The organism is Pseudomonas sp. GL-B-12, assembly GCF_019955895.1.
GTDB lineage: Bacteria > Pseudomonadota > Gammaproteobacteria > Pseudomonadales > Pseudomonadaceae > Aquipseudomonas.
Window position 1 is genome coordinate 1 of record NZ_JAHBCX010000047.1, and the last position, 24058, is coordinate 24058.

A 24058-nucleotide genomic window follows, 5' to 3' on the forward strand; every position below is an offset into this window, starting at 1 on the left:
AGCCCGCTCCCACATTGGTTCGGTGGGCACTTGCAAATCCGTTTCAAAATTTCACCATTAGCCCGCCCCAAGGCATACTTGCCACCCTTCGCACTGCAGAACCCAAAACCGCCCCATGCGTATCCACGTCAGTTTCATCGACCGCGTCGGTATCACCCAGGAAGTCCTGGCCCTGCTCGGCGGGCGCAATCTGAACCTGGATGCGGTGGAAATGGTCCCGCCCAATGTTTATATCGATGCCCCGACCCTGAGCGCGCAAGTCCTCGAGGAACTGCGCGATGCCCTGTTCAGCGTGCGTGGCGTGCAAGCGGTGACGGTGGTCGACATCCTGCCCGGCCAGCGCCGGCACTTGCAGCTCGACGCGTTGCTTGCTGCCATGACCGACCCGGTACTGGCACTGGACAGCGACGGCAAGGTGCTGCTGGCCAACCCGGCCCTGATCGCCCTGTACGGCCGCGAACCGGACGGTGAAAGCGTGGGCGACCTGTTTGCCGACCCGGCCTTGCTCGACGCCCTGCTCGAACACGGCTTTCGCCTGCCGCTGCGGGAAATCACCGTCAACGGCCAGACTTTGTTACTCGACGCCACTCCGATCACCGACGCCGGTGCCCTGCTGACCCTGTACCAACCGAACCGCATCGGCGAACGCCTTTCCGCGCTGCACCATGACCACGCCGAAGGTTTCGATGCCCTGCTCGGCGAGTCCCCGGTGATCCGCACCCTCAAGACGCGCGCCCAGCGTGTGGCGGCCCTCGATGCACCGTTGTTGATCCAGGGCGAAACCGGCACCGGCAAGGAACTGGTGGCCCGCGCCTGCCACGCCATCAGCGCCCGGCACAGTTCACCCTTTCTCGCGTTGAACTGCGCGGCATTGCCGGAGAACCTCGCCGAAAGTGAACTGTTCGGCTACGCCCCTGGTGCCTTCACCGGCGCACAACGGGGTGGTAAGCCGGGGTTGATGGAACTGGCCAACCAGGGCACGGTGTTTCTCGATGAAATCGGCGAGATGTCGCCGTACTTGCAGGCCAAATTGCTGCGTTTCCTCAACGACGGCAGTTTTCGCCGGGTCGGCGGTGACCGTGAGGTCAAAGTCAATGTGCGGATCCTCAGCGCCACCCACCGCGACCTGGAAAAAATGGTCAGCGAAGGGCAGTTCCGCGAAGACCTGTTCTATCGCCTCAACGTCCTCAACGTCGAAGTTCCGCCCCTGCGCGAACGCGGCCAGGACATCCTGCTGCTGGCCCGCTACTTCATGCAGCAAGCGTGTGCGCAGATCCAGCGACCAATCTGTCGCCTGGCGCCAGGCACTTATCCGGCGCTGCTGGGCAACCGCTGGCCGGGCAACGTGCGGCAATTGCAGAACGTGATCTTCCGTGCAGCGGCGATTTGCGAAAGCAGCCTGGTGGACATCGGCGACCTCGACATCGCCGGCACCTCGGTAGCGCGCCAGAGCGACCATGACGTCGACAGCCTGGAACAGGCCATGGATGAATTCGAGAAAACCCTGCTGGAAAAACTCTACGCCAGCTATCCCTCGACCCGGCAACTGGCGACCCGCCTGCAAACCTCCCACACGGCGATTGCCCATCGGTTGCGCAAGTATGGGATTCCCAACAAAGCCTGAGGCCTGACACCGAACAACTGTAGGAGCGAGCCTGCTCGCGATAGCGGTGTGACATTCAACATTGATGTCGACTGACATGGCCTCATCGCGAGCAGGCTCGCTCCTACAGATTCCTCCGTCATCCGAAAAACCGCGCCAAAAACGACCTCAATCTGTACTGAAAGCGCTACAGCGGAACGATATCGCTACACCCCTCTCCGATCACGGCTGTGCAAGGCTTTGATCCACCTCGGCTTTCATCCTTGACATATGCCGTATCGATTTCGCTACAACGATTGAATTTCAGCCTTTGTCGAAACCACCTAAATCATTGATCAATAAGAATAAAAACAACGTTGGCCGCGTTCTTGCTATGTACTCCCCCATAACCCGGGCATTGCCCAAGCATTCAATCGCGTCCACCAGACGAGTCTGGCCCCTTAGGAGTTTCCATGAGCGAGTTGCGTTTTACTGAAGATCACGAATGGCTGCGCACCGAAGCTGACGGCAGCGTTACGGTCGGCATCACCGCGTTCGCACAGAACGCCCTGGGCGACGTGGTTTTCGTTCAACTGCCTGAGCTGCAGTCCTACGACAAAGGCGCCGAAGCCGCCACCGTGGAATCGGTAAAGGCTGCAAGCGGCGTGTACATGCCGCTGGACGGCGAAGTGCTGGAAGTGAACCCGGCGCTGGACAGCAGCCCTGAGCTGGTCAACGAAGATCCGCTGGGCGAAGGCTGGTTCTTCCGCTTCCAGCCAAGCGACGCCTCGGCTGTCGCCCAACTGCTGGATCAGGACGCCTACGACCGCCTGATCAAAGCCCAAGCCGAAGCCTGAGGAGCGCTGACATGACCCAAGTGAATCTGACTACCGCCAACGAATTCATCGCCCGTCACATCGGCCCGCGCGCCGGTGACGAGCAATCCATGCTCAACAGCCTCGGTTTTGACTCCCTGGAAGCCCTGAGCGCCAGCGTGATTCCCGACAGCATCAAGGGCACCAGCGTCCTCGGCCTGGAAGACGGCTTGAGCGAAGCCGATGCCCTGGCCTTGATCAAGTCCATCGCGACTAAAAACCAGCTGTTCAAGACCTTCATCGGCCAGGGTTACTACGGCACCCACACGCCGTCGCCGATCCTGCGCAACCTGCTGGAAAACCCGGCCTGGTACACCGCCTACACCCCGTACCAGCCAGAAATTTCCCAGGGTCGTCTCGAAGCGCTGCTGAACTTCCAGACCCTGATCAGCGACCTCACCGGCCTGCCGATCGCCAACGCCTCGCTGCTCGACGAAGCCACCGCCGCAGCCGAAGCCATGACCTTCTGCAAACGCCTGAGCAAGAACAAGGGCAGCCACGCCTTCTTCGCCTCCGTGCATTGCCACCCGCAGACCCTTGACGTACTGCGCACCCGTGCCGAGCCTCTGGGCATCGACGTGGTGGTTGGCGACGAGCACGAACTGACTGACGTGACGCCATTCTTCGGCGCGCTGCTGCAATACCCGGCGAGCAACGGTGACGTGTTCGATTACCGCGAGCTGACCGAACGCTTCCACGCCGCCAACGCCCTCGTTGCCGTGGCTGCCGACCTGCTGGCCCTGACCGTGCTGGCCGCGCCCGGCGAATTCGGCGCTGACGTGGCCATCGGCAGTGCACAACGCTTCGGCGTGCCGCTGGGCTTCGGTGGCCCACACGCGGCGTACTTCTCCACCAAGGACGCGTTCAAGCGTGACATGCCGGGCCGTCTGGTCGGTGTTTCCGTAGACCGTTTCGGCAACCCGGCCCTGCGCCTGGCCATGCAGACCCGCGAGCAACACATCCGTCGCGAGAAAGCCACCAGCAACATCTGCACCGCGCAAGTACTGCTGGCCAACATCGCCAGCATGTACGCCGTGTACCACGGTCCAAAAGGCCTGACGCAGATCGCCAATCGCGTGCATCACCTGACTGCGATCCTGGCCAAAGGCTTGAGCGCACTGGGCCTGAACGTCGAGCAAGCGAGCTTCTTCGACACCCTGACCGTGAAGACCGGCGCGCAAACCGCGGCCCTGCACGACAAGGCACACGCCCAGCGCATCAACCTGCGCGTGGTCGATGGCGAGCGCCTGGGCCTGTCCCTGGACGAAACCACTACTCAGGCCGACGTGGAAACCCTGTGGAGCCTGCTGTCCGACGGTAAGGCCCTGCCAGACTTCGCCGCCCTCGCCGCCTCGGTGCAGAGCGCCATCCCGGCTGCGCTGGTGCGTCAGTCGCCGATCCTCAGCCACCCGGTGTTCAACCGCTATCACTCGGAAACCGAGCTGATGCGCTACCTGCGCAAACTGGCGGACAAGGACCTGGCGCTGGACCGCACCATGATCCCGTTGGGTTCGTGCACAATGAAACTCAACGCCGCCAGCGAAATGATCCCGGTGACCTGGGCCGAGTTCGGCGCCCTGCACCCGTTCGCCCCGGCCGAGCAAAGCGCCGGCTACCAGCAACTGACCGACGAACTGGAAGCAATGCTTTGCGCTGCCACCGGCTACGACTCGGTTTCGCTGCAACCGAACGCCGGCTCCCAGGGTGAATACGCAGGTCTGCTGGCGATCCGTGCCTACCACCAGAGCCGTGGCGAAGACCGTCGCGACATCTGCCTGATCCCGTCGTCGGCCCACGGCACCAACCCGGCCACCGCACAAATGGCCGGCATGCGCGTGGTCGTCACCGCCTGCGATGCCCGTGGCAACGTCGACATCGAAGACCTGCGCGCCAAAGCCATCGAGCACCGCGAACACCTCGCCGCGCTGATGATCACCTACCCGTCGACTCACGGCGTGTTCGAAGAAGGCATCCGCGAAATCTGCGGCATCGTTCATGACAACGGCGGCCAGGTGTACATCGACGGCGCCAACATGAACGCCATGGTCGGCCTCTGCGCCCCGGGCAAGTTCGGCGGCGACGTTTCGCACCTGAACCTGCACAAGACCTTCTGCATCCCCCACGGCGGTGGCGGCCCGGGCGTCGGCCCGATCGGTGTGAAATCGCACCTGGCACCATTCCTGCCGGGCCACGCACAGATGGAGCGCAAGGAAGGCGCCGTTTGCGCGGCACCGTTCGGCAGCGCGAGCATTCTGCCGATCACCTGGATGTACATTCGTATGATGGGTGGCGCGGGTCTCAAGCGTGCTTCGCAGCTGGCGATCCTCAATGCCAACTACATTTCCCGTCGCCTCGAAGAGCACTATCCAGTGCTGTACACCGGCAGCAACGGCCTGGTGGCGCACGAGTGCATCCTAGACCTGCGTCCACTGAAAGACAGCAGCGGCATCAGCGTCGATGACGTCGCCAAGCGCCTGATCGACTTCGGCTTCCACGCGCCGACCATGTCGTTCCCGGTAGCCGGCACGCTGATGATCGAGCCGACCGAAAGCGAATCCAAGGAAGAACTGGACCGCTTCTGCGACGCCATGATCCGCATCCGCGAAGAAATCCGCGCAGTGGAAAACGGCACCCTGGACAAGGACGACAACCCGCTGAAAAACGCCCCGCACACCGCCAAGGAGCTGGTGGGCGAGTGGTCGCACCCGTACAGCCGTGAGCAAGCGGTGTACCCGGTTGCGTCGCTGATCGAAGGCAAGTACTGGCCACCGGTCGGTCGCGTCGACAACGTGTTCGGCGACCGCAACCTGGTCTGCGCCTGCCCGTCGATCGAAAGCTACGCTTAAAGCAGCTACAAGCTACAAGCCTCAAGCTGCAAGAAAGAGCTGATCGGCTTTCAACTTGCGGCTTGTAGCTTGCTGCTTGCTGCTTGCTGCTTGCCGCTGCCTCAATAACAAGAAACCGGAGAACCACCATGTCGTTAAGCGTGTTCGACCTGTTCAAGATTGGCATCGGCCCCTCCAGCTCCCACACCGTCGGCCCGATGCGCGCCGCTGTGCGTTTCGTCGAAGGCCTGCGCCGTGAAGGGCTGCTGACGGCCACCACCTGCGTCAAGGTCGAGCTGTACGGCTCGCTCGGCGCCACCGGCAAAGGCCACGGCAGTGACAAGGCTGTGTTGCTGGGCCTGGAAGGTGAACACCCGGACACCGTGGATACAGAGACCGTCGCCGCGCGCCTGCAAGAAATTCGCGGCAACGGCCGCTTGAACCTGCTCGGCGAACACAGCATTGCGTTCAACGAGAAAGAACACTTGGCGATGATTCGCAAACCGTTGGCCTATCACCCCAACGGCATGATTTTTCGCGCCTTCGACGCGGCGGGCCTGCAGATCCGCAGCCGCGAGTACTACTCGGTCGGCGGCGGTTTTGTGGTCGATGAGGACGCCGCCGGCGCCGATCGCATCGTCGAAGACGCCACCCCCCTGACCTTTCCGTTCAAAAGTGCCAAGGATCTTCTCGGTCATTGCGTCAAATACGGGCTGTCGATCAGCCAGGTGATGCTGACCAACGAAAGCGCCTGGCGCCCGGAGGCGGAAACCCGCGCCGGCCTGCTGAAAATCTGGCAAGTGATGCAGGACTGCGTCGCCGCCGGATGCCGTAATGAAGGCATCCTGCCCGGTGGGCTGAAGGTCAAGCGCCGGGCCGCCGCGCTGCATCGGCAGTTGTGCAAGAACCCGGAGTCGTCGTTGCGCGACCCGCTGTCGGTGCTCGACTGGGTCAACCTCTACGCCTTGGCCGTCAACGAGGAGAACGCCAACGGCGGACGCGTCGTAACGGCGCCCACCAACGGTGCGGCGGGGATCATTCCAGCGGTGTTGCACTACTACATGCGCTTTATCCCGGGTTCCAATGACGACGGCGTGGTGCGTTTTCTGCTCACTGCCGCAGCCATCGGCATTCTGTACAAGGAAAACGCCTCCATCTCCGGCGCCGAAGTCGGCTGCCAGGGCGAAGTCGGCGTCGCCTGTTCGATGGCCGCCGGTGCCCTGTGCGAAGTGCTTGGCGGCACTGTGCAACAAGTGGAAAACGCCGCGGAAATCGGCATGGAACACAACCTCGGACTGACCTGCGACCCGATTGGCGGGCTGGTGCAAGTGCCTTGCATCGAGCGCAACGCCATGGGCTCGGTCAAGGCCATCAATGCCGTGCGCATGGCCCTGCGCGGCGACGGGCAACACTTCGTCTCCCTCGACAAGGTCATTCGCACCATGCGCCAGACCGGCGCCGACATGAAAAGCAAATACAAGGAAACCGCCCGTGGCGGTTTGGCGGTCAACATTATCGAGTGCTGATGCGCGCTCATCTGCACCCTTCTTCAGGAGCTGAATATGTCCACCGAACAACTGTTGAAAACCCCGTTGCACGCACTGCACATCGAACTCGGCGCGCGCATGGTGCCGTTCGCCGGCTACGACATGCCCGTCCAGTACCCGCTGGGCGTGATGAAAGAACACCAGCACACCCGTGATCAGGCCGGGCTGTTCGATGTCTCGCACATGGGCCAGATCCGCCTGACCGGCGCCAATGCCGCCAAGGCCCTGGAAACCCTGGTGCCGGTGGACATCATCGACCTGCCGGTGGGCATGCAGCGCTACGCCATGTTCACCAATGCGACGGGCGGCATCCTCGACGACCTGATGGTCGCCAACCTGGGTAACGACGAACTATTCCTGGTGGTCAACGCCGCCTGCAAGGACCAGGACCTGGCCCACCTGCGCAAGCACATTGGCGACCAGTGCACGATCGAGCCGCTGTTCGAAGAGCGCGCTCTGCTCGCCCTGCAAGGCCCGGCTGCCGTGACCGTGCTGGCACGCCTGGCCCCTACAGTTGCAAAGATGACCTTCATGCAGTTCGCCCGCGTGAAGCTGCTGGGCGTGGACTGCTTTGTCAGCCGTTCGGGTTACACCGGTGAAGACGGCTACGAAATTTCCGTACCCGCCGCCAGTGCCGAAGCCCTGGCTCGTGCGCTGCTGGCTGAAGCCGAAGTGGCCGCCATCGGCCTTGGCGCTCGTGACTCCTTGCGCCTGGAAGCCGGCCTGTGCCTGTACGGCCACGACATGAACACCGACACCACCCCGATCGAAGCAAGCCTGCTGTGGGCGATCTCCAAGCCACGTCGCGCTGATGGCGCACGGGCCGGCGGCTTCCCTGGTGCTGAAAGCGTATTCGCTCAGCAACAGGCAGGCGTGAACCGCAAACGCGTAGGTTTGTTACCACAGGAACGTACCCCCGTGCGTGAAGGCGCCGAGATCGTCAACGAAGCCGGCGACATCATCGGTAGCGTCTGCAGCGGCGGTTTCGGGCCGACCCTGGGCGGACCGCTGGCCATGGGTTATGTCGACAGCGCCTACATCGCACTGGACACACCGGTTTGGGCGATTGTTCGTGGGAAAAAGGTGCCTTTGCTTGTAAGCAAAATGCCATTTGTTCCACAACGCTACTATCGCGGCTGATTGAATGTTCCTATAAGTAACGCGGTTGCGTTAACAGTGCACTAATGTGTAACGCAACCGCCATATAACAGTGCATCGCTTGGCTATAAGCTTCGATTATGAACTTTGCTTATAACGATCGAAAACAACTGAACAAGACCAGGGAATAAGCCCCCGCTAGTGGACTGACTTTGCCATCAACCTGAGGAAATACGGGGCCTTCACAGGGCTTGTTTTTTCTCCCGTAGTTGGCGTAGAGTTTGTTCACTGTGTTTGCATGGGTCGCTTGGAATCGTGACCTGGGCAGTAGCCTACAAGTTAGCTACATCCCGTTCGACGTCTTCTTACTCTCCTGCAACCAGCCCCAGTACTCTTTCATGAGAAGGAGACTGTCATTAATTTTTTGCGTCAAAGGAAATAAGAAATGTCCCAACGTCAGAGCGGTACCGTCAAGTGGTTTAACGACGAGAAAGGTTTTGGTTTTATCACTCCTGAAAGCGGTCCGGATCTGTTCGTGCATTTCCGCGCCATCCAGGGCAACGGCTTCAAGAGCCTGAAAGAAGGCCAGAAAGTGACTTTCATCGCCGTGCAGGGCCAGAAAGGCATGCAGGCTGACGAAGTACAAGCAGAAGCCTAATCTTCTGTAACGAAAAAGCCCCTGATGCTGACATCAGGGGCTTTTTTGTGCGCGTAAATCCGTAAAATGGCTTCTTTTTTTCACCGAGAGCCTGCCATGTCGAAACACCTGCTTACTCCCCAGGGCGACTTTCCTGCCGCTGGCCTCGGTCGTCGCCTGGCAGCCATGTTCTATGATTTCCTGCTGTGCACCGCCCTGCTGATCGTCACCAGCGGCATCTACAAGATGATCCAGATGGCGATCATCGGCGAAGAAAGGATGCGCACACTGACCGAAGCCGGTGCGCTGGACGGCGATCCCTTGCTCTCCACAGTGCTGTTGTTCGTACTGTTCGGCTTCTTCGCCAAATTCTGGACCTGGTCCGGTCAGACGCTGGGCATGCAGGTCTGGTGCATCCGCGTGCAGAATGCCGACGGCTCGTCCATCAGCCTGTGGCAGGCGCTGCTGCGCTTTGTGGTGTCGATTGCCTCGCTGCTGTGTGTTGGCTTGGGATTCTTCTGGTCGCTGTTCGACAAGCAGAAGCGCAGCTGGCATGACATCTATTCAAATACCGAACTGGTGCGGATTCCGAAGAAGACCAAGTAATCCGGGCTTGCGCAAAACAATGTGGGAGCGGGCTTGCTCGCGAAAGCGGTGCCTCAGCCAACCTAGATGTCGACTGATACACCCTCTTCGCGAGCAAGCCCGCTCCCACAGTTTTTACGACTTACCTGACAGACCTCAGGCGTTACCGGCCAGCTTCATCCGCGCCGCCTGAGTGAAATCAAGCATGCGCTTGAGCGGGCGAATCGCCTGCGGAATCAGTGCCGGGTCGACAAAGATCTCGTTCGACCCTTCCTTCAACGCCTTGAGCGTGCGCTCAAGGGTGTTCATGGCCATCCACGGGCAATGTGCACAACTGCGGCACGCCGCGCCGTTACCCGCCGTTGGGGCTTCGATAAAGACCTTGTCCGGGCACAGCTGCTGCATCTTGTAGAAAATGCCGCGGTCGGTCGCAACGATCAACGTCTTGTTCGGCAGGCTCTGTGCCGCCGCGATCAACTGACTGGTGGAACCCACGGCATCGGCCAATTCAATCACCGATGTCGGCGACTCCGGGTGCACCAGAATCGCCGCATCCGGGTACAGCGCCTTCATGTCTTCAAGCTGCTTGGACTTGAACTCTTCGTGAACGATGCAGGCACCGTCCCACAGCAGCATGTCGGCACCGGTCTGGCGCTGGATATAGGTCCCCAGGTGCTTGTCCGGGCCCCAGATGATGGTCTCGCCGTTGTCCATCAGGCTTTCGACGATTTCCAGCGCACAGCTTGAAGTCACCACCCAATCCGCTCGGGCCTTTACCGCAGCCGAAGTGTTGGCATACACCACCACCGTGCGTTCCGGATGTTGATCGCAGAACGCAGAAAATTCGTCCACCGGGCAACCCAGGTCGAGCGAACAAGTCGCTTCGAGCGTCGGCATCAGCACGCGTTTTTCCGGGTTGAGGATCTTGGCGGTCTCACCCATGAACTTCACGCCGGCGACGACCACGGTCTTGGCCGGATGGGCGTTGCCGAAACGGGCCATTTCCAGCGAGTCGGAGACACAACCGCCCGTCTCTTCGGCCAGCGCCTGAATCACAGGGTCACAATAGAAGTGGGCCACCAGCACCGCGTCCTGAGCCTTGAGCTCGGCAGCGATGGCAGCACGGTAATAAGCCTCTTCATCGGCGGTCAGCGGCTTGGGCTGTTTGGCGTCGAGGTGGGCTTGAACCAGAAGGCGTTCGGAAATTTGCGTCATGTTCGCAAGACCTGCAGGCGCATTCGCGCGAAAGTCGAGTATACACCCGGCTCCGGCCCCTTCAGGGTACCGCCGGGAAAGTGAGTATTCATCAGGCACGGACAGCGTTGAAGCTGCGCAAGGCTACAGAATATCCGACGGATGCAAAAGGTGATTCTGACCTGCGTCATGCGCAGCAGCCCGCTGCGGGGCTGACTTGAATCGCGGGCAAAAAAAAACCCGGAAATCCTCACTTGCGTGGGCCTTCCGGATTTTCTAAACCGCCAAAAATGGTGGGTCGTGTGGGATTCGAACCTACGACCAATTGGTTAAAAGCCAACTGCTCTACCAACTGAGCTAACGACCCGCTGTGTGGTGGCGCGTATAATACTGATTTTTAAGGACTATTCAACACCTATTTTGAAATAAATCAAAAATAAGGGGTTGGATCGCTGATTCCGGCCGCCGCAAAGCCTTCTGCACGCAGTCGGCAGCTGTCGCACTTGCCGCACGCACGGCCTTCATCGTCGGCCTGATAGCAGGAAACGGTCAGACCATAATCCACGCCAAGCTTAACGCCGGCCTGGACGATCTGCGCCTTGCTGAGGTTTTGCAGCGGTGCCTGGATGCGGAAGCCATTGCCTTCCACGCCGGCTTTGGTTGCCAGGTTGGCCATGCGCTCGAACGACTCGATGAATTCGGGACGGCAGTCCGGGTAACCGGAGTAATCCACCGCATTGACGCCGATGAAGATGTCCCGGGCGCCGAGCACTTCTGCCCAGCCCAGGGCCAGGGACAGGAACACCGTGTTACGCGCTGGCACGTAAGTCACCGGAATGCCCTCACCCAACTCTTCCGGAATATCGATGCTGCTGTCGGTCAGCGCCGAGCCACCCATGCCGTTCAGGTTCAGGCCGATCACCTTGTGCTCGACCACACCCTGGTCTCGCGCTACACGCTCGGCGGCGTGCAGTTCGGCGTGAGAGCGCTGACCGTAATCAAAGCTCATGGTGTAGCAGCTGTAGCCTTCGGCACGGGCCATGGCCACGACGGTCGCCGAGTCCAGGCCACCGGACAGCAGGATGACCGCACGTTTTTCAGGAGTGTTCAGTTGTTCAGTCATTTCAGCGCCCCGGCTCGTCATTCCATAGATATTTATGCAACTGCAATTGCAAACGCACTGGCAGGTTGTCCGCCACCACCCAGTCCGCCAGATCCCGAGCATTGAGATCATGGTGGCTTGGCGAGAACAGGACTTCACCGGCACGCAGGTTAAGACCGTACTGGATCAGCTTGGAAACGGACCAGTCATAGTCCTCCCGCGAGCAGATGACAAACTTCACCTGATCGTTGGGCGTGAGCAGCTCAATGTTTTCGTAACGGTTGCGGTGCGCTTCCTTCGAACCCGGGGTTTTCAGGTCGACAACGCGACTGACCCGGGAATCTACTGCCGAGATATCGATAGAGCCACTGGTTTCCAGTGACACTTCGTAACCGGCGTCACACAAGCGCTTGAGCAAGGGAATGGCGTTGGGCTGTGCCAGGGGCTCGCCGCCCGTGACGCAGACGTATCGCGGGCGAAACCCTGCGACCTGCTCGAGGATGTCGTCGAGCGTGCGAATGGTTCCGCCGGTGAACGCGTAGGCGCTGTCGCAGTATTGGCAACGCAGAGGGCAACCGGTCAGGCGCACAAAAACAGTGGGCAGGCCAGCAGTCCGCGTTTCACCCTGCAACGAGTAGAAAACTTCGGTGATTCTCAATGTGTCTTGCATAGTCGCCACGGGCGTAACAGCTAAACAGGCTGTCCGCCTCCGTCAGGCACTTGAAGGAACCCCGGCAAAGCGCAGGCCCCCAAAAGCGTGTTTCATAAAATGGGCGTGAATTCTAACGAAAAAACCCGCGACAAGCGCGGGTTTCTTTGAAACGGGTCAAGCAGGCTTACATTTTTTGCAGATCGCGCTGGGCCAGCTGAGCGGCGGAAGTGCCCGGATATTGGGACACCACCTGCTGCAGAATGCCTTTGACCCGGTCGGTATGACCCAGGCGACGCTCTACATCAGCGAGTTTGTACAGCGAGTCAGGCACTTTGGCGTGCTTGGGATACAGCTGCGAAACCTTGGCAAATGCCTGACCTGCACCTTGCAGATCGCCCTTGGCCAGGTTCACTTCGCCCAACCAGTACTGGGCATTGCCCGCATACTGGCTGTTCGGGTATTTGCGCAGGAACGCGGCAAAAGCCTGGCTGGCCTTGTCGAAGTCCTTAGCCTTGATCAGGTCGAAGGCAGCGTCGTAATAGAGCTTTTCCTTCGCCGGATCTGCCGGCTCGCTACCCGCGGCAGGTGCTTGAGCGGCGGCTGCGCCAGCTGCCGCACCTGCGGCTGCACCGGTGGCATTCAAATCACCACTGGTGGAAGAATTTTGAGGACTCGCGGCTGGTGCAACGCCGGTTCCTATGCGCCGATCAAGATCCTGGTATCGCTCCAGGTTTTCCTGCTTCATGCGCGCTACATCATTTTGCAGAACTTCAATCGCACCTTGCTGGCGCTCGATCTGTTGCTGCATTGATTGCAGTTGGTTGAACAGCTCGCCCTGTGCCGAGACAGGGGCCGAAACCCCTCCCCCGGCATAGGCGCCGTTCGTACCGTAACCTGCAGGCGGATAACTGCTCCCGCTATTGTTATAACCGGAGTTGTCATCGACCACAGGAACCGCAGCCCACACCGCAAGTGGCGCGAGGCTGAGAGCCAGAACAGTTACAGCACGACGGCACGTTCGCATGACGAATTACTTACGCAGTTCGACGCGACGGTTTTGAGCCCAGGACTGCTCGTCGTTGCCGGTAGCAACTGGACGCTCTTCGCCGTAGGAAACCAGTTCCAGCTGAGCTGGGGAAACACCTTGCAGTACCAGGTAGCGCTGAACGGCTTTCGCACGACGCTCGCCCAGAGCCATGTTGTACTCACGGGTACCACGTTCGTCGGTGTTGCCTTCCAGAACAACGCGAGCGCCGTTTGCTTTCAGGTCTTTGGCGTGAACGTCCAGAGCGCGCATGGCTTCTGGCTTCAGGTCCGAACTGTCGTATTCGAAGTAGAAAGTGGTGATTGCGCGCAGAGCAGCTTCTTCGCTCAGGGAGCCGTCAACTGCGCCAGTGTTTGCGCCATAACCAGCGTTTGGATCTACCGCGCCTTCACCGGCATTGTCGCCGCCTTTGGACGAGCAACCTACAGCTACAGCCATGGCCAGTGCCAGCGCAGCAAATTTACCAAACTTCAGCATTTCCATCGTGAAACTCCTAATGAACCCCAGTGTGTTAAGTAAAACGTATAGCGCCGCGTCAGTTCAGGAAAGGGGACCAGGAAGGTTCTCTGACTTCGCCTTGTGCGGTAGGAAGTGGGAGCCTTACGCGTCCATTGATGGACACGAGCATCAAGACTCCCCGGCCCTGCTGGCGGGTGGCGTAGATTACCATGGTGCCGTTGGGCGCGACAGTAGGCGACTCGTCCAGAGTGCTATCAGTGAGGATTTTTACACTACCGCGCTGCAAATCCTGGGCCGCCACCTTGAAATTGGTGAAGCCATCCTGACGGTGAATCATGACAAGCGTCTTTTCATCAGCCGACAGTTTAGGGTTGGCGTTGTAGTTACCGACGAACGTCACACGTTCGGCACCGCCACCACCCGCGCTGGTCTTGTAGATCTGCGGTTTGCCGCCACGGTCGGAAGTGAAGTAGATGGTCGAGCCATCCTTGCCCCAGAACGGTTCGGTGTTGATGCCAGGACCGTTGGTGACGCGGCTGATCTGACGCGAACCCAGGTTCATCACATAGATGTCCGGGTTGCCGTCTTTTGACAGCACGAACGCCAGGCGGTTGCCATCCGGCGACCAGGCCGGCGCACCGTTCAGGCCTTCGAAGTTGGTGATCTGCTCACGGCGACCGGTGTCGATGTTCTGCATGAAGATGCGTGGACGTTTCTGCTCGAAGGAGACATACGCGATGCGCTTGCCATCCGGCGCAAACCGCGGCGACAGGATCGGCTCGCGCGACTGCAGCAGGGTCACGGCACGAGCGCCGTCATAGTCCGAACGTTGCAGGGTGTAGCGAGTGTTGTTCTCGGAGAAACGCTCGGCCGTTACATACAGCAGGCGAGTCGAGAAGGCACCCTTGATACCCGTGAGTTTTTCGAACGACTGGTCGGAGATGTAGTGCGCCATGTCGCGCAACTGATCGACGCCGCCGGACACGCTGCCGGTCAGCACTTGCTGCTCGGTGGCCACGTTGAACAGTGCGTATTGCACCTGCAGGCGGCCGCCCGCCGGAACAATGCTGCCGACCATGACGTACTGGGCACCCAGCGCCTTGAAGTCACGGAAGATGATTTCGCTGGCCTGGCTCGGCTGGCTGATCATGTTCTGCTTTGGAAGCGGCGAGTAGTAACCCGAGTTGCGCAGGTCGTTACCGATGATTTCCGCCATATCGTCCGGCAGCACGCTACCGCCCTGGAAGCCGAACGGTACAACGGCGATCGGGGTCGCCCGATCGCTGCCACTGGTAACCAGAATGTTTTTCTCATCTGCCATCGCCATCCCTGCCATGCAGCAGATAACGACCAGCATTCCTCGAAGAAGGTTTCTCACAAGGCTAGATCCTCAGGTGTGAATGTCATCTTGAATGAACGATACGGAGCGAAATCACTCGGCTTCATTCCCTGCATTTCTGTCAAACGTCCAATATTCTTCACCGCTGCAACAGCCGAGGCGTCAAACGGACCGTCGCCACTGGACTTGGACACGCTGACCGAAGTCACCGTACCGTCCGGCAACATGCCGATTTGCAATACGACCGTCATGCCTTTGCGTGCCGAAGGTGGACGAGCCCACCCTTCCGCTGCACGCGCACGAATCAGGTCATCGAAACTGCCGGCGACTTCGTCGCCCTGCTCATCGGCCAAGGCCTGCTGACGCTGTGGCGTGTCGGAAAGCAAATCTGCCAGGGCCTGGGCCTTTTTGTCTTCGGCGGATTTACGTGCCGCGTCCTGCGATTTCTTCTTCGCAGCATCGGCAGTAGCTTTCTTCTTCGCTTCCTCGGCGACTTTCTTCTTCGCCTCTTCAGCTTCAGCTTTCTTCTTGGCGTCTTCCGCGGCTTTCTTCTTCGCGTCTTCGACGATCTTTTTCTTGGCTTCTTCAGCGGCCGCTTTCTTGGCCTCTTCTTCCGCAGCTTTCTTGGCTTCTTCTTCGGCTTTCTTCTTGGCTATATCAGCCAATTGTTTCTCTTCTGCCTTCTTGGCTTCCGCGGTTTTCTTCGCATCGTCGGCTTTCTTGGCTTCATCAGCCTTTTTCGCCTCGTCCGCTTTCTTCGCCTCGTCGGCCTTCTTGGCTTCTTCGGCCTTTTGAGCCGCCTCTTCTTTCTTTTGTTCCGCAGCCTTCACCGCTTCCTGCTCGACCTTTTTCTGTTCCATCTGCTCGACTTCGGTCTGACGCGCAGCAGATTTCTGCGCCTCACCGGCAATCTTCTGATTGGTCTGGGTGGTCGCCCGACTTTTCGATTTCAGCTGGTACAAGGTCGCCTGGACAATCGGCTTGGCCGGCGGCAGTTCCGGGGTAAAGGCAAAACTGACGAACAGCATGCCGAACACCAGCACGTGCAAGCCAATCGCCCAGACACTAGGCCAGAAGTAGCTTTCCGAGGCGGACGGCTCTCGCTGTTGCTGCATCAGGGCGCCTCGGTAATCAAGCCAACATTACCGACCCCGGCTTTCTGCAACCCGCCCATGGCCCCCATGACGGAACCGTAATCGACACTCTTGTCGCCGCGAATGAAGACCTGGGTACGCTTGCCGCCTTCGTTGCCGACGCGAATGATCTTGGTCACCGCGTCAGTCATCTGCGGCAGGGTCATGGCCCGATCCTGCTGCTTTTCGGTGTCGACTTCGCTGCCAAGGTTCCAGTAGTAGGTCTTGTCGGATTTGATGGAAATGGTCAGGACCTGGGTGTTGTTGTCCTGCGGCAAGGCTTCGCTGGAAACCTTGGGCAGATCAACTTTCACGCCCTGATTGAGCATCGGCGCGGTCACCATGAAGATCACCAGCAGCACCAACATCACGTCGATGTAAGGCACCACGTTCATCTCGGCGACCGGCTTGCGCTTTTTGCGAGCTCGAGCGATTAAAGCCATTGGAAATTACCTGCTTATTCTTCGCTGGTGTGCACTTTGCGGTGCAGGATCGCCTGGAACTCGTCGGCGAAGGTGTAGTAGCGGCCCAGCAGGGTTTCGCTGCGAGCAGCAAAACGGTTGTAAGCGATAACGGCTGGAATGGCGGCGAACAGACCGATCGCGGTGGCGATCAGTGCTTCGGCGATACCCGGGGCCACAGTGGCCAGGGTCGCTTGCTGGGCGGTCGCCAGACCGCGGAAGGAGTTCATGATGCCCCAGACCGTACCGAACAGACCGATGTACGGGCTGACGGAACCGACCGTGGCCAGGAAGGGCAGGCTCTGCTCGAGCTTTTCTTCTTCGCGGGAAATGGCAACGCGCATGGCACGCGCCACGCCTTCCATGACCGCTTCCGGGTCAACGCCTGGCTGCTGGCGCAGACGGGAGAATTCCTTGAAACCGGCACGGAAGATTTGCTCGACGCCCGAATCAGGGTCCGGATTGCTGCCGGCCTGACGGTACAGTTTGGACAGGTCGATACCCGACCAGAAGCGCTCTTCGAAGCTCTCCAGGGCACGTCGACCGGCGCGCAGCAGGTTGCTGCGCTGAAAGATCATGATCCACGAGGTCACCGATGCGGCTACCAGGATCAGCATTACCAGTTGCACCACGATACTGGCATTGCTGACCAGGCTCCACATGGAGGAATGGTCGACGACGTTAGCTTCCACGCTTTATCTCCTGCTTTGAGTGTGTACCCGCGCCGCTCACGTCGGCAAAGGCCGCTCGTAGAGCTTCGGGAATGGCCCGGGGTTTTAAACTTTCAGTGCGCACACAGGCCACCAGAAACTGCCCTTCGCAGAGCAGCACATTATCCGTCGCCCGCCTGACCTGCTGTTTAAAGCGCAGGCTGGCACGGTTCAATTCGATTACTTCAGCGCTTACCAGCAGCTCGTCATCCAGTCGCGCCGGCGCGTGGTAGCGCGCTTCGCTGGAATGCACGACGAACAACAGGTCCTCCCCGGCAAGCTGCGATTGGGCAAAGCCCAGATCTCGTAGCCGCTCGGTTCGAGCCCGTTCCATAAACTTGAGGTAATTAACGTAATACACGATGCCGCCCGCATCGGTGTCCTCGTAATAAACGCGACAACGATGTGCGAAAGGCTCAAGCCCGTTTTGCGCGCGCATACTCTAGTGCTTACTCCTCAGGTTGCCAATCCGGCATGGCAACTGTTTTTCATTGTTCTGCGGCTTTCACGTGAAAGTACGGTCCTGGGACCCTACATTGCCCGAAAAAATCAGCACGCAACGTTAATTAATCGTCAGCGGCATCGAGGAACTCGTCTACCACGGGCATTTCGCCCAATCGTGACGGAATGTTTAAACCGAAATGCAGGTAGGCATGCCGCGTCACCACCCGCCCCCGTGGCGTGCGCATGATGTAGCCCTGCTGGATCAGGTAAGGCTCCAGCACGTCTTCAATGGTGTGACGCTCTTCGCTGATGGCGGCGGCCAGGCTGTCGACCCCGACTGGCCCGCCGTCGAACTTCTCGATCATGGTCAGCAACAGACGCCGGTCCTGGTGATCGAAGCCACGCTCGTCGACGTCCAGCAGGTTCAGCGCCAGGTCGGCAATCGGCTTGGTGATGTGGCCCTTGGCGCGAACTTCGGCGAAGTCGCGCACCCGGCGCAGCAAACGGTTGGCGATTCGTGGGGTGCCACGGGCACGTCGGGCGATTTCGAAAGCACCTTCCGGGTCCAGCGGCAAACCAAGGATGCTTGCCGAGCGGCTGACAATTGTCGACAGATCGGCGTTGTTGTAGAACTCCAGGCGCTGGACAATCCCGAAACGGTCCCGCAACGGATTGGTCAGCATCCCCGCCCGCGTTGTTGCGCCCACCAGGGTGAACGGGGGCAGGTCCAGCTTGATCGAACGCGCGGCCGGCCCCTCACCGATCATGATGTCGAGCTGGAAATCCTCCATGGCCGGGTACAGCACTTCTTCAACGATGGGCGACAGGCGATGGATTTCGTCGATAAACAGCACATCGTGAGGCTCAAGGTTGGTCAACAGCGCCGCCAGGTCACCGGGGCGCTCCAGCACCGGCCCCGAGGTGCTCTTGATCGATACGCCCATTTCCTGGGCGATGATGTTGGCGAGGGTGGTCTTGCCCAGGCCGGGCGGCCCGAAGATCAGCGTGTGATCCAGGGATTCGTTACGACCGCGAGCGGCCTGAATGAACAACTCCATCTGCTCGCGAACGCTCGGCTGGCCAATGTATTCAGCCAGGCTGACCGGGCGAATGGCGCGGTCCTGGACTTCTTCGCGCTCACGCGGGCTGTGCGTGGCAGCGATCAGACGATCAGCTTCAATCACTTAGATCATTCCCTTCAAGGCGCGGCGGATCATGTCTTCACTGCTCAAATCTTTCTCCTTGATCGCAGACACCGCCTTGCTCGCTTCCTGTGGCTTGTAGCCCAGGGAAATCAAGGCGCTGACGGCGTCAGTCTCGGCAGTGTTCACCGGGGCCGGTCCATCCGGCTGGTTCGGCACCAGGGCGAACATGGCCGGCACGGTTTCCCAGGCCTTGAAGCGATCCTTGAGCTCCACCAGCAAGCGCTCGGCGGTTTTCTTGCCGACGCCCGGGACCTTGGTCAGCGCCGAAGTGTCCTGGGACTGTACGCAACGAACCAGTTCGTCGACTTCCAGGCTCGACATCAAGGCCAGGGCCAGTTTCGGCCCGACGCCGTTGAGGCGGATCAATTCGCGAAAAAAGTCGCGCTCACGCTTGCCGACAAAACCATAGAGTAACTGTGCGTCTTCGCGCACGACCAAATGGGTATGCAAGGTTAGCGGCTCACCGACCGACGGCAAGCGGTAAAGGGTCGTCATGGGCACTTCAAGTTCATAGCCCAGGCCATTTACATCCAGAATCAGATGGGGAGGCTGCTTCTCAGCCAGGGTGCCGCGCAAACGTCCAATCACGTTACAAATCCTTGAGCGTTGGCCAGCTCTGGGCCAGCGACTGATAGAGCGAGGGAATACCGCCGACAACCCAGGCGGAACGCCCTCACTCCATGAAAATGATTGCTGATGCTATCAGAGACGCAGGCGCCCGCCACGACTGCGTGCAGCACCCAGACCGTGGGGCAGCAGACTGGAACGGGTATGAGCGTGGCAGATGGCAATGGCCAGGGCGTCCGAGGCATCGATCTGTGGTTTGCTGGTCAATTTCAGCATGTGCATGACCATCATCTGCACTTGCTCTTTATTAGCCGCACCGGTGCCAACCACCGCTTGCTTGACCTGGGTCGCGGAGTATTCGGCAATTTCCAGGTTTTCTTCCGCGCCCGCCACAATGGCGGCGCCACGGGCCTGCCCCAGTTTCAGGGCGGAATCGGCGTTACGGGCCATGAATACCTTTTCGATGCCCATGGTCACCGGATGGTACGTCTGAATGATCTCCCGCACCCCGCGGTAGACAATCTGCAGACGCTCATGCAGCTCGCCGGCACCGGTGCGGATACAACCGGAGGCGACGTACTCACAGCCACGGCCGGTATCACGAACCACACCGTAACCGGTGATGCGCGAACCGGGGTCGATACCAAGAATTAAAGTCATAACGCCTGCGGGTTAAGTAAAAGCACGATATTCATTACAGCAAATAACAAATGTGGGAGCGGGCTTGCTCGCGAAAGCGGTTTCATATTCAGCAACAACGTTGCCTGCAAATCCGCGTTCGCGAGCAAGCCCGCTCCCACATGGGACATTGTTGCCCTTTAGCCGAGCTGTGCAGCCACCGACTCCGGGATGTCCGCATTGGAGTAGACGTTTTGCACGTCATCCAGGTCCTCGAGCATGTCGATCAGCTTGAGGACTTTCTCGGCGCCTTCCAGATCGAGCTCGGCGCTGGTGGTCGGCAACATGACGATTTCCGCGTCGTCACCTTTGAAGCCCGCCGCTTCCAGTGCGTTACGCACCGAATAGAACCCGGCAAACGAGGTGAAAACGTCGATCGAACCGTCTTCGTTGGTCACCACGTCATCGGCGTCGGCTTCCATGGCCGCTTCCATCAGTGCGTCTTCGTCAACGCCGGCAGCAAAGGATATCTGCCCCTTGCGTTCGAACAGATAGGCCACCGAACCGTCAGTCCCCAGGTTGCCGCCGCATTTGCTGAACGCGTGACGAACAGCGGCTGCGGTGCGATTACGGTTGTCGGTCATGCATTCGACCATCACCGCCACGCCGCCCGGACCGTAACCTTCGTAGGTCAGTTCGACCATGTCGTCGGTATCGGCGGCGCCAGCACCACGGGCAACTGCCCGATCAATGATGTCGCGACTCATGTTCGCGCCAAGGGCCTTGTCCAATGCCAGACGCAGACGCGGGTTGGAGCCTGGATCACCGCCACCCTGACGGGCAGCGACAGTCAGCTCACGAATCCACTTGGTGAAAATCTTGCCTTTCTTGGCATCCTGACGTTCTTTGCGGTGCTTGATGTTCGCCCACTTGGAATGACCTGCCATAACTCGCTCCGAATTCTCTTTGAAACATTGCCCGCTGCGCTGTATTGCGCCGGCCGGCAAACAAAAATCTTGAACAGCTCTATCTATAAAGAAAGGGCGCATCCACAGATGCGCCCTTCAGGTCAGCCTTACTCGGCCTTAGGCGTTTCGCGCAGACGAATGTGCAGTTCGCGCAGTGCCTTGGCATCCACCTGACCCGGTGCCTGAGTCATGACATCTGCCGCACTCTGGGTTTTCGGGAAGGCGATCACTTCACGGATCGACTGAGCGCCGGTCATCAGCATCACCAGACGGTCCAGACCGAAGGCCAGACCACCGTGCGGCGGCGCGCCGTACTTCAGGGCGTCGAGCAAGAAGCCGAATTTCTCTTCCTGTTCCGCTTCGTTGATGCCCAACAGACGGAATACCGACTGCTGCATCTCTTTACGGTGGATACGGATCGAACCGCCACCCAGTTCGGTACCGTTCAGGACCATGTCGTAGGCACGGGACAGAGCGCCAGCCGGGTTGGCTTCCAGCTCTTGCGGGGTGCACTTCGGTGCGGTGAACGGGTGGTGCAAGGCGCTGAGGCTGCCGTCGTCGTTCTCTTCGAACATCGGGAAGTCAACGACCCACATCGGAGCCCATTCGCAGGTCAACAGGTTCAGGTCGTGACCGAGCTTGATGCGCAATGCGCCCAACGCTTCGCTGACGATCTTGGCCTTGTCGGCACCGAAGAACACGATGTCGCCGTCAACTGCACCAACACGATCCAGGATCACGTTGAGGTTGGCTTCAGGGATGTTCTTCACGATCGGCGATTGCAGACCGTCAACGCCATTCGCGCGCTCGTTGACCTTGATGTACGCCAGGCCCTTGGCACCGTAGATGCCGACAAACTTGGTGTAGTCGTCGATCTGCTTGCGCGGCATGCTCGCCCCGCCAGGTACGCGCAAGGCGGCGATACGGCATTTCGGGTCGTTGGCCGGGCCGCTGAACACCTTGAAGTCGACTTCCTTGAGCTGATCGGCCACGTCAACCAGTTCCAGCGGGTTACGCAGGTCTGGCTTGTCGGAACCGTAGCGGCGCATGGCTTCTTCGAAGGTCATGTGCGGGAACTCGCCGAATTCCAGGCCCAGCACTTCCTTGAACAGGTTGCGGATCATTTGCTCGGTCAGGCCCATGATCTCTTTTTCATCGAGGAAGCTGGTCTCGATGTCGATCTGGGTGAATTCCGGCTGACGGTCGGCACGCAGATCTTCGTCACGGAAGCACTTGGCAATCTGGTAGTAACGGTCGAAGCCGGCCACCATCAGCAGCTGCTTGAACAGCTGTGGCGATTGCGGCAAGGCGAAGAACGAACCGGCGTGAGTACGGCTCGGCACCAGGTAGTCGCGCGCGCCTTCCGGGGTAGCACGGGTCAGGATCGGCGTCTCGACGTCGAGGAAGCCGTTCTCGTCCAGGAAGCGGCGGATGCTGGTGGTCATGCGCGAACGCAGACGCAGCTTCTCGGCCATTTCCGGGCGACGCAGGTCGAGGAAGCGATAGCGCAGGCGGGTTTCTTCGCCGACGTCGGAGAACTCGTTCAACGGGAACGGCGGGGTTTCCGATTCGTTCAGCACTTCCAGTTCGTAACCCAGGACTTCGATCATGCCCGACGCCATGTTGGCGTTGGTCGCGCCGGCCGGACGCAGGCGAACCTTGCCGGTGATTTTCACGACGTACTCGCTGCGCACGCGATCGGCTGCGGCGAAGGTTTCAGCGCGGTCCGGATCGAACACGACCTGGGCCAGACCATCACGATCACGGATATCGAGGAAAATCACCCCACCGTGGTCACGGCGACGGTGAACCCATCCGCAAAGGGTAATTTCCTGGCCGTCCAGGCTTTCGTTCAGTTGGCCGCAATAATGGCTGCGCATCATGGTCGTGGTTTCACTTCTCGTAATTCGAAATTCGGTGGAGATCCTACAGCAGCCCCGCCTTTAAAAAAGGCGCCGGGTGATGCAAAAGCTCGCGCGTGTCGTTCAACTCAGGTTCCAGACCTTAGTCAGCTTTGTCGCCGCCGGCCAGGTTCTTCTTGGAACCGGTCTTGAAATCGGTTTCGTACCAACCCGTGCCGCTGAGGCGGAAGCCCGGCATGGACAGCAACTTTTTAAGCTCTGGCGCCTGACAGGCAGGGCAGTCGACCAGCGGTGCATCGCTGATCTTTTGAATGGCTTCCAACTGATGACCACAGGAAGCACATTGATAATCGTACATCGGCATGGAGGTTGTCTCGGCGATCAGATTGCTACCGCACACGCAGGGTTTTGCGGCAAAGAGCGGGATTATATCCATTAAATGCGGCCTGTGCAGCCGTAAGACTGCACAGACCGACACTCTGCTGCTTTCGCCGCCGAGGCTAGGCCGTGACGGCGCAACCCCCTTCCTTGAGACTGTGCACGACACAGACAACCCGCACCAATCCACTGAAGTTCCTTACCCCGCCATGACGCAAGTGAACTTCGCGATCCACGTGAGATAACAGGCTACTGACCGAGCAACCATTGGCCCGGGCCATCTCCCCCAAAATATCCCAATAAACCTGTTCAAGCCGCAAACAGGTGGCGAAGCCATTCAATCGTACGGAGCGGGACAAGGGCTGGGCCAACCCCATATCGAACTCGCGAACAAACGGATCGACCCTTACATCCCTGTGCGAACCGTATCGCCCCTCTTCTTGCCGTTCATAAACCATAACGCTGACACTCCTTTGCCATCCTGGTTTCGTTAAGAGCAACTGTCTGTCGACTTATAGAAACGCAGTTACAAAGGCATATCCAGACGACTTTATGACCATCAACGTAAGATAAGCCAACAACTGTTGGCAGACCCCGGAGAACGTCCTACTCCGGACATTTTCCCACGCAGCAAAGTGATGCCCCCTTCAGAAGCGCCGTGCTGAACGGTGTAGGAAAGAAGAGCGCGAACAACACTTCAAGGCGTCATCCGCGCACGCGAGCGTTACTGATCTAGCAGAGAGCGAAGTATCCACCCCGTTTTTTTTCATGC

At 59.5% G+C, this 24058-nt stretch carries 24 protein-coding genes and 1 tRNA gene; 7 read left to right on the top strand and 18 right to left on the bottom strand.

From position 1 onward, the window contains the following. Positions 1-115 precede the first annotated feature (115 nt). The 7 genes from KGA85_RS24055 to KGA85_RS24085 all read left to right on the top strand — a co-directional run bounded on the left by KGA85_RS24055 (position 116) and on the right by KGA85_RS24085 (position 9170). Positions 116-1624, top strand: coding sequence for a sigma-54-dependent transcriptional regulator (locus tag KGA85_RS24055; RefSeq protein WP_223459510.1), 1509 nt, complete (start codon positions 116-118; stop codon positions 1622-1624). Between the two features lie 431 nt (positions 1625-2055). Beyond that, complete coding sequence (gcvH, locus tag KGA85_RS24060; RefSeq protein ID WP_008047373.1) at positions 2056-2439, top strand: glycine cleavage system protein GcvH; 384 nt, start codon at positions 2056-2058, stop codon at positions 2437-2439. A gap of 11 nt (positions 2440-2450) precedes the next feature. Continuing rightward, positions 2451-5303, top strand: a complete 2853-nt coding sequence (gene gcvP / locus KGA85_RS24065) for an aminomethyl-transferring glycine dehydrogenase (RefSeq protein ID WP_223459512.1) — start codon at positions 2451-2453, stop codon at positions 5301-5303. 128 nt (positions 5304-5431) lie between these two features. After that, a complete protein-coding gene (locus KGA85_RS24070; RefSeq protein WP_223459514.1) occupies positions 5432-6808 on the top strand; it encodes an L-serine ammonia-lyase in 1377 nt (458 codons plus the stop codon). A 36-nt stretch (positions 6809-6844) separates the two neighbouring features. Next, the gene (gcvT, locus tag KGA85_RS24075; protein WP_223543437.1) at positions 6845-7969 is read left to right on the top strand and encodes a glycine cleavage system aminomethyltransferase GcvT; all 1125 of its coding nucleotides are present in this window, start codon (positions 6845-6847) and stop codon (positions 7967-7969) included. A 403-nt stretch (positions 7970-8372) separates the two neighbouring features. Continuing rightward, the gene (locus KGA85_RS24080) at positions 8373-8585 is read left to right on the top strand and encodes a cold-shock protein (RefSeq protein WP_007977299.1); all 213 of its coding nucleotides are present in this window, start codon (positions 8373-8375) and stop codon (positions 8583-8585) included. A 96-nt stretch (positions 8586-8681) separates the two neighbouring features. Beyond that, the gene (locus KGA85_RS24085) at positions 8682-9170 is read left to right on the top strand and encodes an RDD family protein (RefSeq protein ID WP_057713522.1); all 489 of its coding nucleotides are present in this window, start codon (positions 8682-8684) and stop codon (positions 9168-9170) included. A 135-nt stretch (positions 9171-9305) separates the two neighbouring features. Here KGA85_RS24085 and nadA read toward each other — a convergent pair whose 3' ends face one another. The 18 genes from nadA to KGA85_RS24175 form a co-directional block, all read right to left on the bottom strand. Beyond that, entirely contained in the window at positions 9306-10364 is a 1059-nt protein-coding gene (gene nadA, locus KGA85_RS24090; RefSeq protein WP_095942772.1) for a quinolinate synthase NadA, read from the bottom strand. A 270-nt stretch (positions 10365-10634) separates the two neighbouring features. After that, a tRNA-Lys gene (locus KGA85_RS24095) sits at positions 10635-10710 on the bottom strand. A gap of 63 nt (positions 10711-10773) precedes the next feature. Next, positions 10774-11466 (bottom strand): 7-cyano-7-deazaguanine synthase QueC, encoded by a 693-nt coding sequence (gene queC / locus KGA85_RS24100; RefSeq protein WP_223459520.1) that lies wholly within the window; start codon positions 11464-11466, stop codon positions 10774-10776. Position 11467: 1 nt separating this feature from the next. Next, positions 11468-12115, bottom strand: coding sequence for a 7-carboxy-7-deazaguanine synthase QueE (queE, locus tag KGA85_RS24105; RefSeq protein ID WP_150754451.1), 648 nt, complete (start codon positions 12113-12115; stop codon positions 11468-11470). Between the two features lie 166 nt (positions 12116-12281). Further along, positions 12282-13121, bottom strand: coding sequence for a tol-pal system protein YbgF (gene ybgF / locus KGA85_RS24110; RefSeq protein ID WP_223533557.1), 840 nt, complete (start codon positions 13119-13121; stop codon positions 12282-12284). 6 nt (positions 13122-13127) lie between these two features. After that, complete coding sequence (gene pal / locus KGA85_RS24115; RefSeq protein ID WP_003178634.1) at positions 13128-13625, bottom strand: peptidoglycan-associated lipoprotein Pal; 498 nt, start codon at positions 13623-13625, stop codon at positions 13128-13130. 52 nt (positions 13626-13677) lie between these two features. After that, on the bottom strand, positions 13678-14958 hold the full coding sequence (gene tolB, locus KGA85_RS24120) for a Tol-Pal system beta propeller repeat protein TolB (RefSeq protein WP_191624928.1): 1281 nt from the start codon (positions 14956-14958) through the stop codon (positions 13678-13680). A 17-nt stretch (positions 14959-14975) separates the two neighbouring features. Beyond that, a complete protein-coding gene (gene tolA, locus KGA85_RS24125; protein WP_046042213.1) occupies positions 14976-16055 on the bottom strand; it encodes a cell envelope integrity protein TolA in 1080 nt (359 codons plus the stop codon). Next, positions 16055-16507 (bottom strand): protein TolR, encoded by a 453-nt coding sequence (tolR, locus tag KGA85_RS24130; protein WP_162135951.1) that lies wholly within the window; start codon positions 16505-16507, stop codon positions 16055-16057. The genes tolA and tolR overlap by 1 nt, the downstream gene beginning before the upstream one ends. Before the next feature lie 23 nt (positions 16508-16530). Continuing rightward, on the bottom strand, positions 16531-17226 hold the full coding sequence (gene tolQ / locus KGA85_RS24135; RefSeq protein ID WP_008147369.1) for a protein TolQ: 696 nt from the start codon (positions 17224-17226) through the stop codon (positions 16531-16533). Beyond that, a complete protein-coding gene (gene ybgC, locus KGA85_RS24140) occupies positions 17216-17683 on the bottom strand; it encodes a tol-pal system-associated acyl-CoA thioesterase (RefSeq protein ID WP_007990726.1) in 468 nt (155 codons plus the stop codon). Before ybgC ends, tolQ begins: the two co-directional genes overlap by 11 nt. 127 nt (positions 17684-17810) lie before the next feature. Continuing rightward, positions 17811-18872, bottom strand: a complete 1062-nt coding sequence (gene ruvB, locus KGA85_RS24145; RefSeq protein ID WP_223534415.1) for a Holliday junction branch migration DNA helicase RuvB — start codon at positions 18870-18872, stop codon at positions 17811-17813. Next, positions 18873-19481, bottom strand: a complete 609-nt coding sequence (gene ruvA, locus KGA85_RS24150) for a Holliday junction branch migration protein RuvA (protein ID WP_008052450.1) — start codon at positions 19479-19481, stop codon at positions 18873-18875. 114 nt (positions 19482-19595) lie between these two features. Beyond that, positions 19596-20120, bottom strand: coding sequence for a crossover junction endodeoxyribonuclease RuvC (gene ruvC / locus KGA85_RS24155; protein WP_046042207.1), 525 nt, complete (start codon positions 20118-20120; stop codon positions 19596-19598). A 158-nt stretch (positions 20121-20278) separates the two neighbouring features. Beyond that, positions 20279-21025, bottom strand: a complete 747-nt coding sequence (locus tag KGA85_RS24160; protein ID WP_046042206.1) for a YebC/PmpR family DNA-binding transcriptional regulator — start codon at positions 21023-21025, stop codon at positions 20279-20281. A gap of 128 nt (positions 21026-21153) precedes the next feature. Next, entirely contained in the window at positions 21154-22929 is a 1776-nt protein-coding gene (aspS, locus tag KGA85_RS24165) for an aspartate--tRNA ligase (protein ID WP_223459524.1), read from the bottom strand. A 121-nt stretch (positions 22930-23050) separates the two neighbouring features. Further along, positions 23051-23272: an FmdB family zinc ribbon protein gene (locus KGA85_RS24170; protein WP_032829812.1), complete on the bottom strand. Its 222-nt coding sequence runs from the start codon at positions 23270-23272 to the stop codon at positions 23051-23053. A gap of 136 nt (positions 23273-23408) precedes the next feature. After that, positions 23409-23744 carry a ribbon-helix-helix domain-containing protein gene (locus KGA85_RS24175; RefSeq protein WP_223459526.1) on the bottom strand — a complete coding sequence of 112 codons (336 nt, stop codon included), beginning with the start codon at positions 23742-23744 and terminating at the stop codon, positions 23409-23411. Between the last annotated feature and the right edge of the window lie 314 nt (positions 23745-24058).

Bases quoted from the DNA above. Each gene is read 5' to 3' on its own strand.
- ybgF (WP_223533557.1), bottom strand. From the start codon at position 13,121: ATGCGAACGTGCCGTCGTGCTGTAACTGTTCTGGCTCTCAGCCTCGCG.
- ybgC (WP_007990726.1), bottom strand. From the start codon at position 17,683: ATGCGCGCGCAAAACGGGCTTGAGCCTTTCGCACATCGTTGTCGCGTT.
- KGA85_RS24160 (WP_046042206.1), bottom strand. From the start codon at position 21,025: ATGGCAGGTCATTCCAAGTGGGCGAACATCAAGCACCGCAAAGAACGT.
- queC (WP_223459520.1), bottom strand. From the start codon at position 11,466: ATGACTGAACAACTGAACACTCCTGAAAAACGTGCGGTCATCCTGCTG.
- KGA85_RS24085 (WP_057713522.1), top strand. From the start codon at position 8,682: ATGTCGAAACACCTGCTTACTCCCCAGGGCGACTTTCCTGCCGCTGGC.
- gcvH (WP_008047373.1), top strand. From the start codon at position 2,056: ATGAGCGAGTTGCGTTTTACTGAAGATCACGAATGGCTGCGCACCGAA.
- KGA85_RS24070 (WP_223459514.1), top strand. From the start codon at position 5,432: ATGTCGTTAAGCGTGTTCGACCTGTTCAAGATTGGCATCGGCCCCTCC.
- KGA85_RS24055 (WP_223459510.1), top strand. From the start codon at position 116: ATGCGTATCCACGTCAGTTTCATCGACCGCGTCGGTATCACCCAGGAA.
- ruvC (WP_046042207.1), bottom strand. From the start codon at position 20,120: ATGACTTTAATTCTTGGTATCGACCCCGGTTCGCGCATCACCGGTTAC.
- aspS (WP_223459524.1), bottom strand. From the start codon at position 22,929: ATGATGCGCAGCCATTATTGCGGCCAACTGAACGAAAGCCTGGACGGC.
- tolA (WP_046042213.1), bottom strand. From the start codon at position 16,055: ATGCAGCAACAGCGAGAGCCGTCCGCCTCGGAAAGCTACTTCTGGCCT.
- tolB (WP_191624928.1), bottom strand. From the start codon at position 14,958: ATGCTGGTCGTTATCTGCTGCATGGCAGGGATGGCGATGGCAGATGAG.
- gcvT (WP_223543437.1), top strand. From the start codon at position 6,845: ATGTCCACCGAACAACTGTTGAAAACCCCGTTGCACGCACTGCACATC.
- KGA85_RS24170 (WP_032829812.1), bottom strand. From the start codon at position 23,272: ATGCCGATGTACGATTATCAATGTGCTTCCTGTGGTCATCAGTTGGAA.
- nadA (WP_095942772.1), bottom strand. From the start codon at position 10,364: ATGACGCAAATTTCCGAACGCCTTCTGGTTCAAGCCCACCTCGACGCC.
- KGA85_RS24175 (WP_223459526.1), bottom strand. From the start codon at position 23,744: ATGGTTTATGAACGGCAAGAAGAGGGGCGATACGGTTCGCACAGGGAT.
- KGA85_RS24080 (WP_007977299.1), top strand. From the start codon at position 8,373: ATGTCCCAACGTCAGAGCGGTACCGTCAAGTGGTTTAACGACGAGAAA.
- gcvP (WP_223459512.1), top strand. From the start codon at position 2,451: ATGACCCAAGTGAATCTGACTACCGCCAACGAATTCATCGCCCGTCAC.
- queE (WP_150754451.1), bottom strand. From the start codon at position 12,115: ATGCAAGACACATTGAGAATCACCGAAGTTTTCTACTCGTTGCAGGGT.
- pal (WP_003178634.1), bottom strand. From the start codon at position 13,625: ATGGAAATGCTGAAGTTTGGTAAATTTGCTGCGCTGGCACTGGCCATG.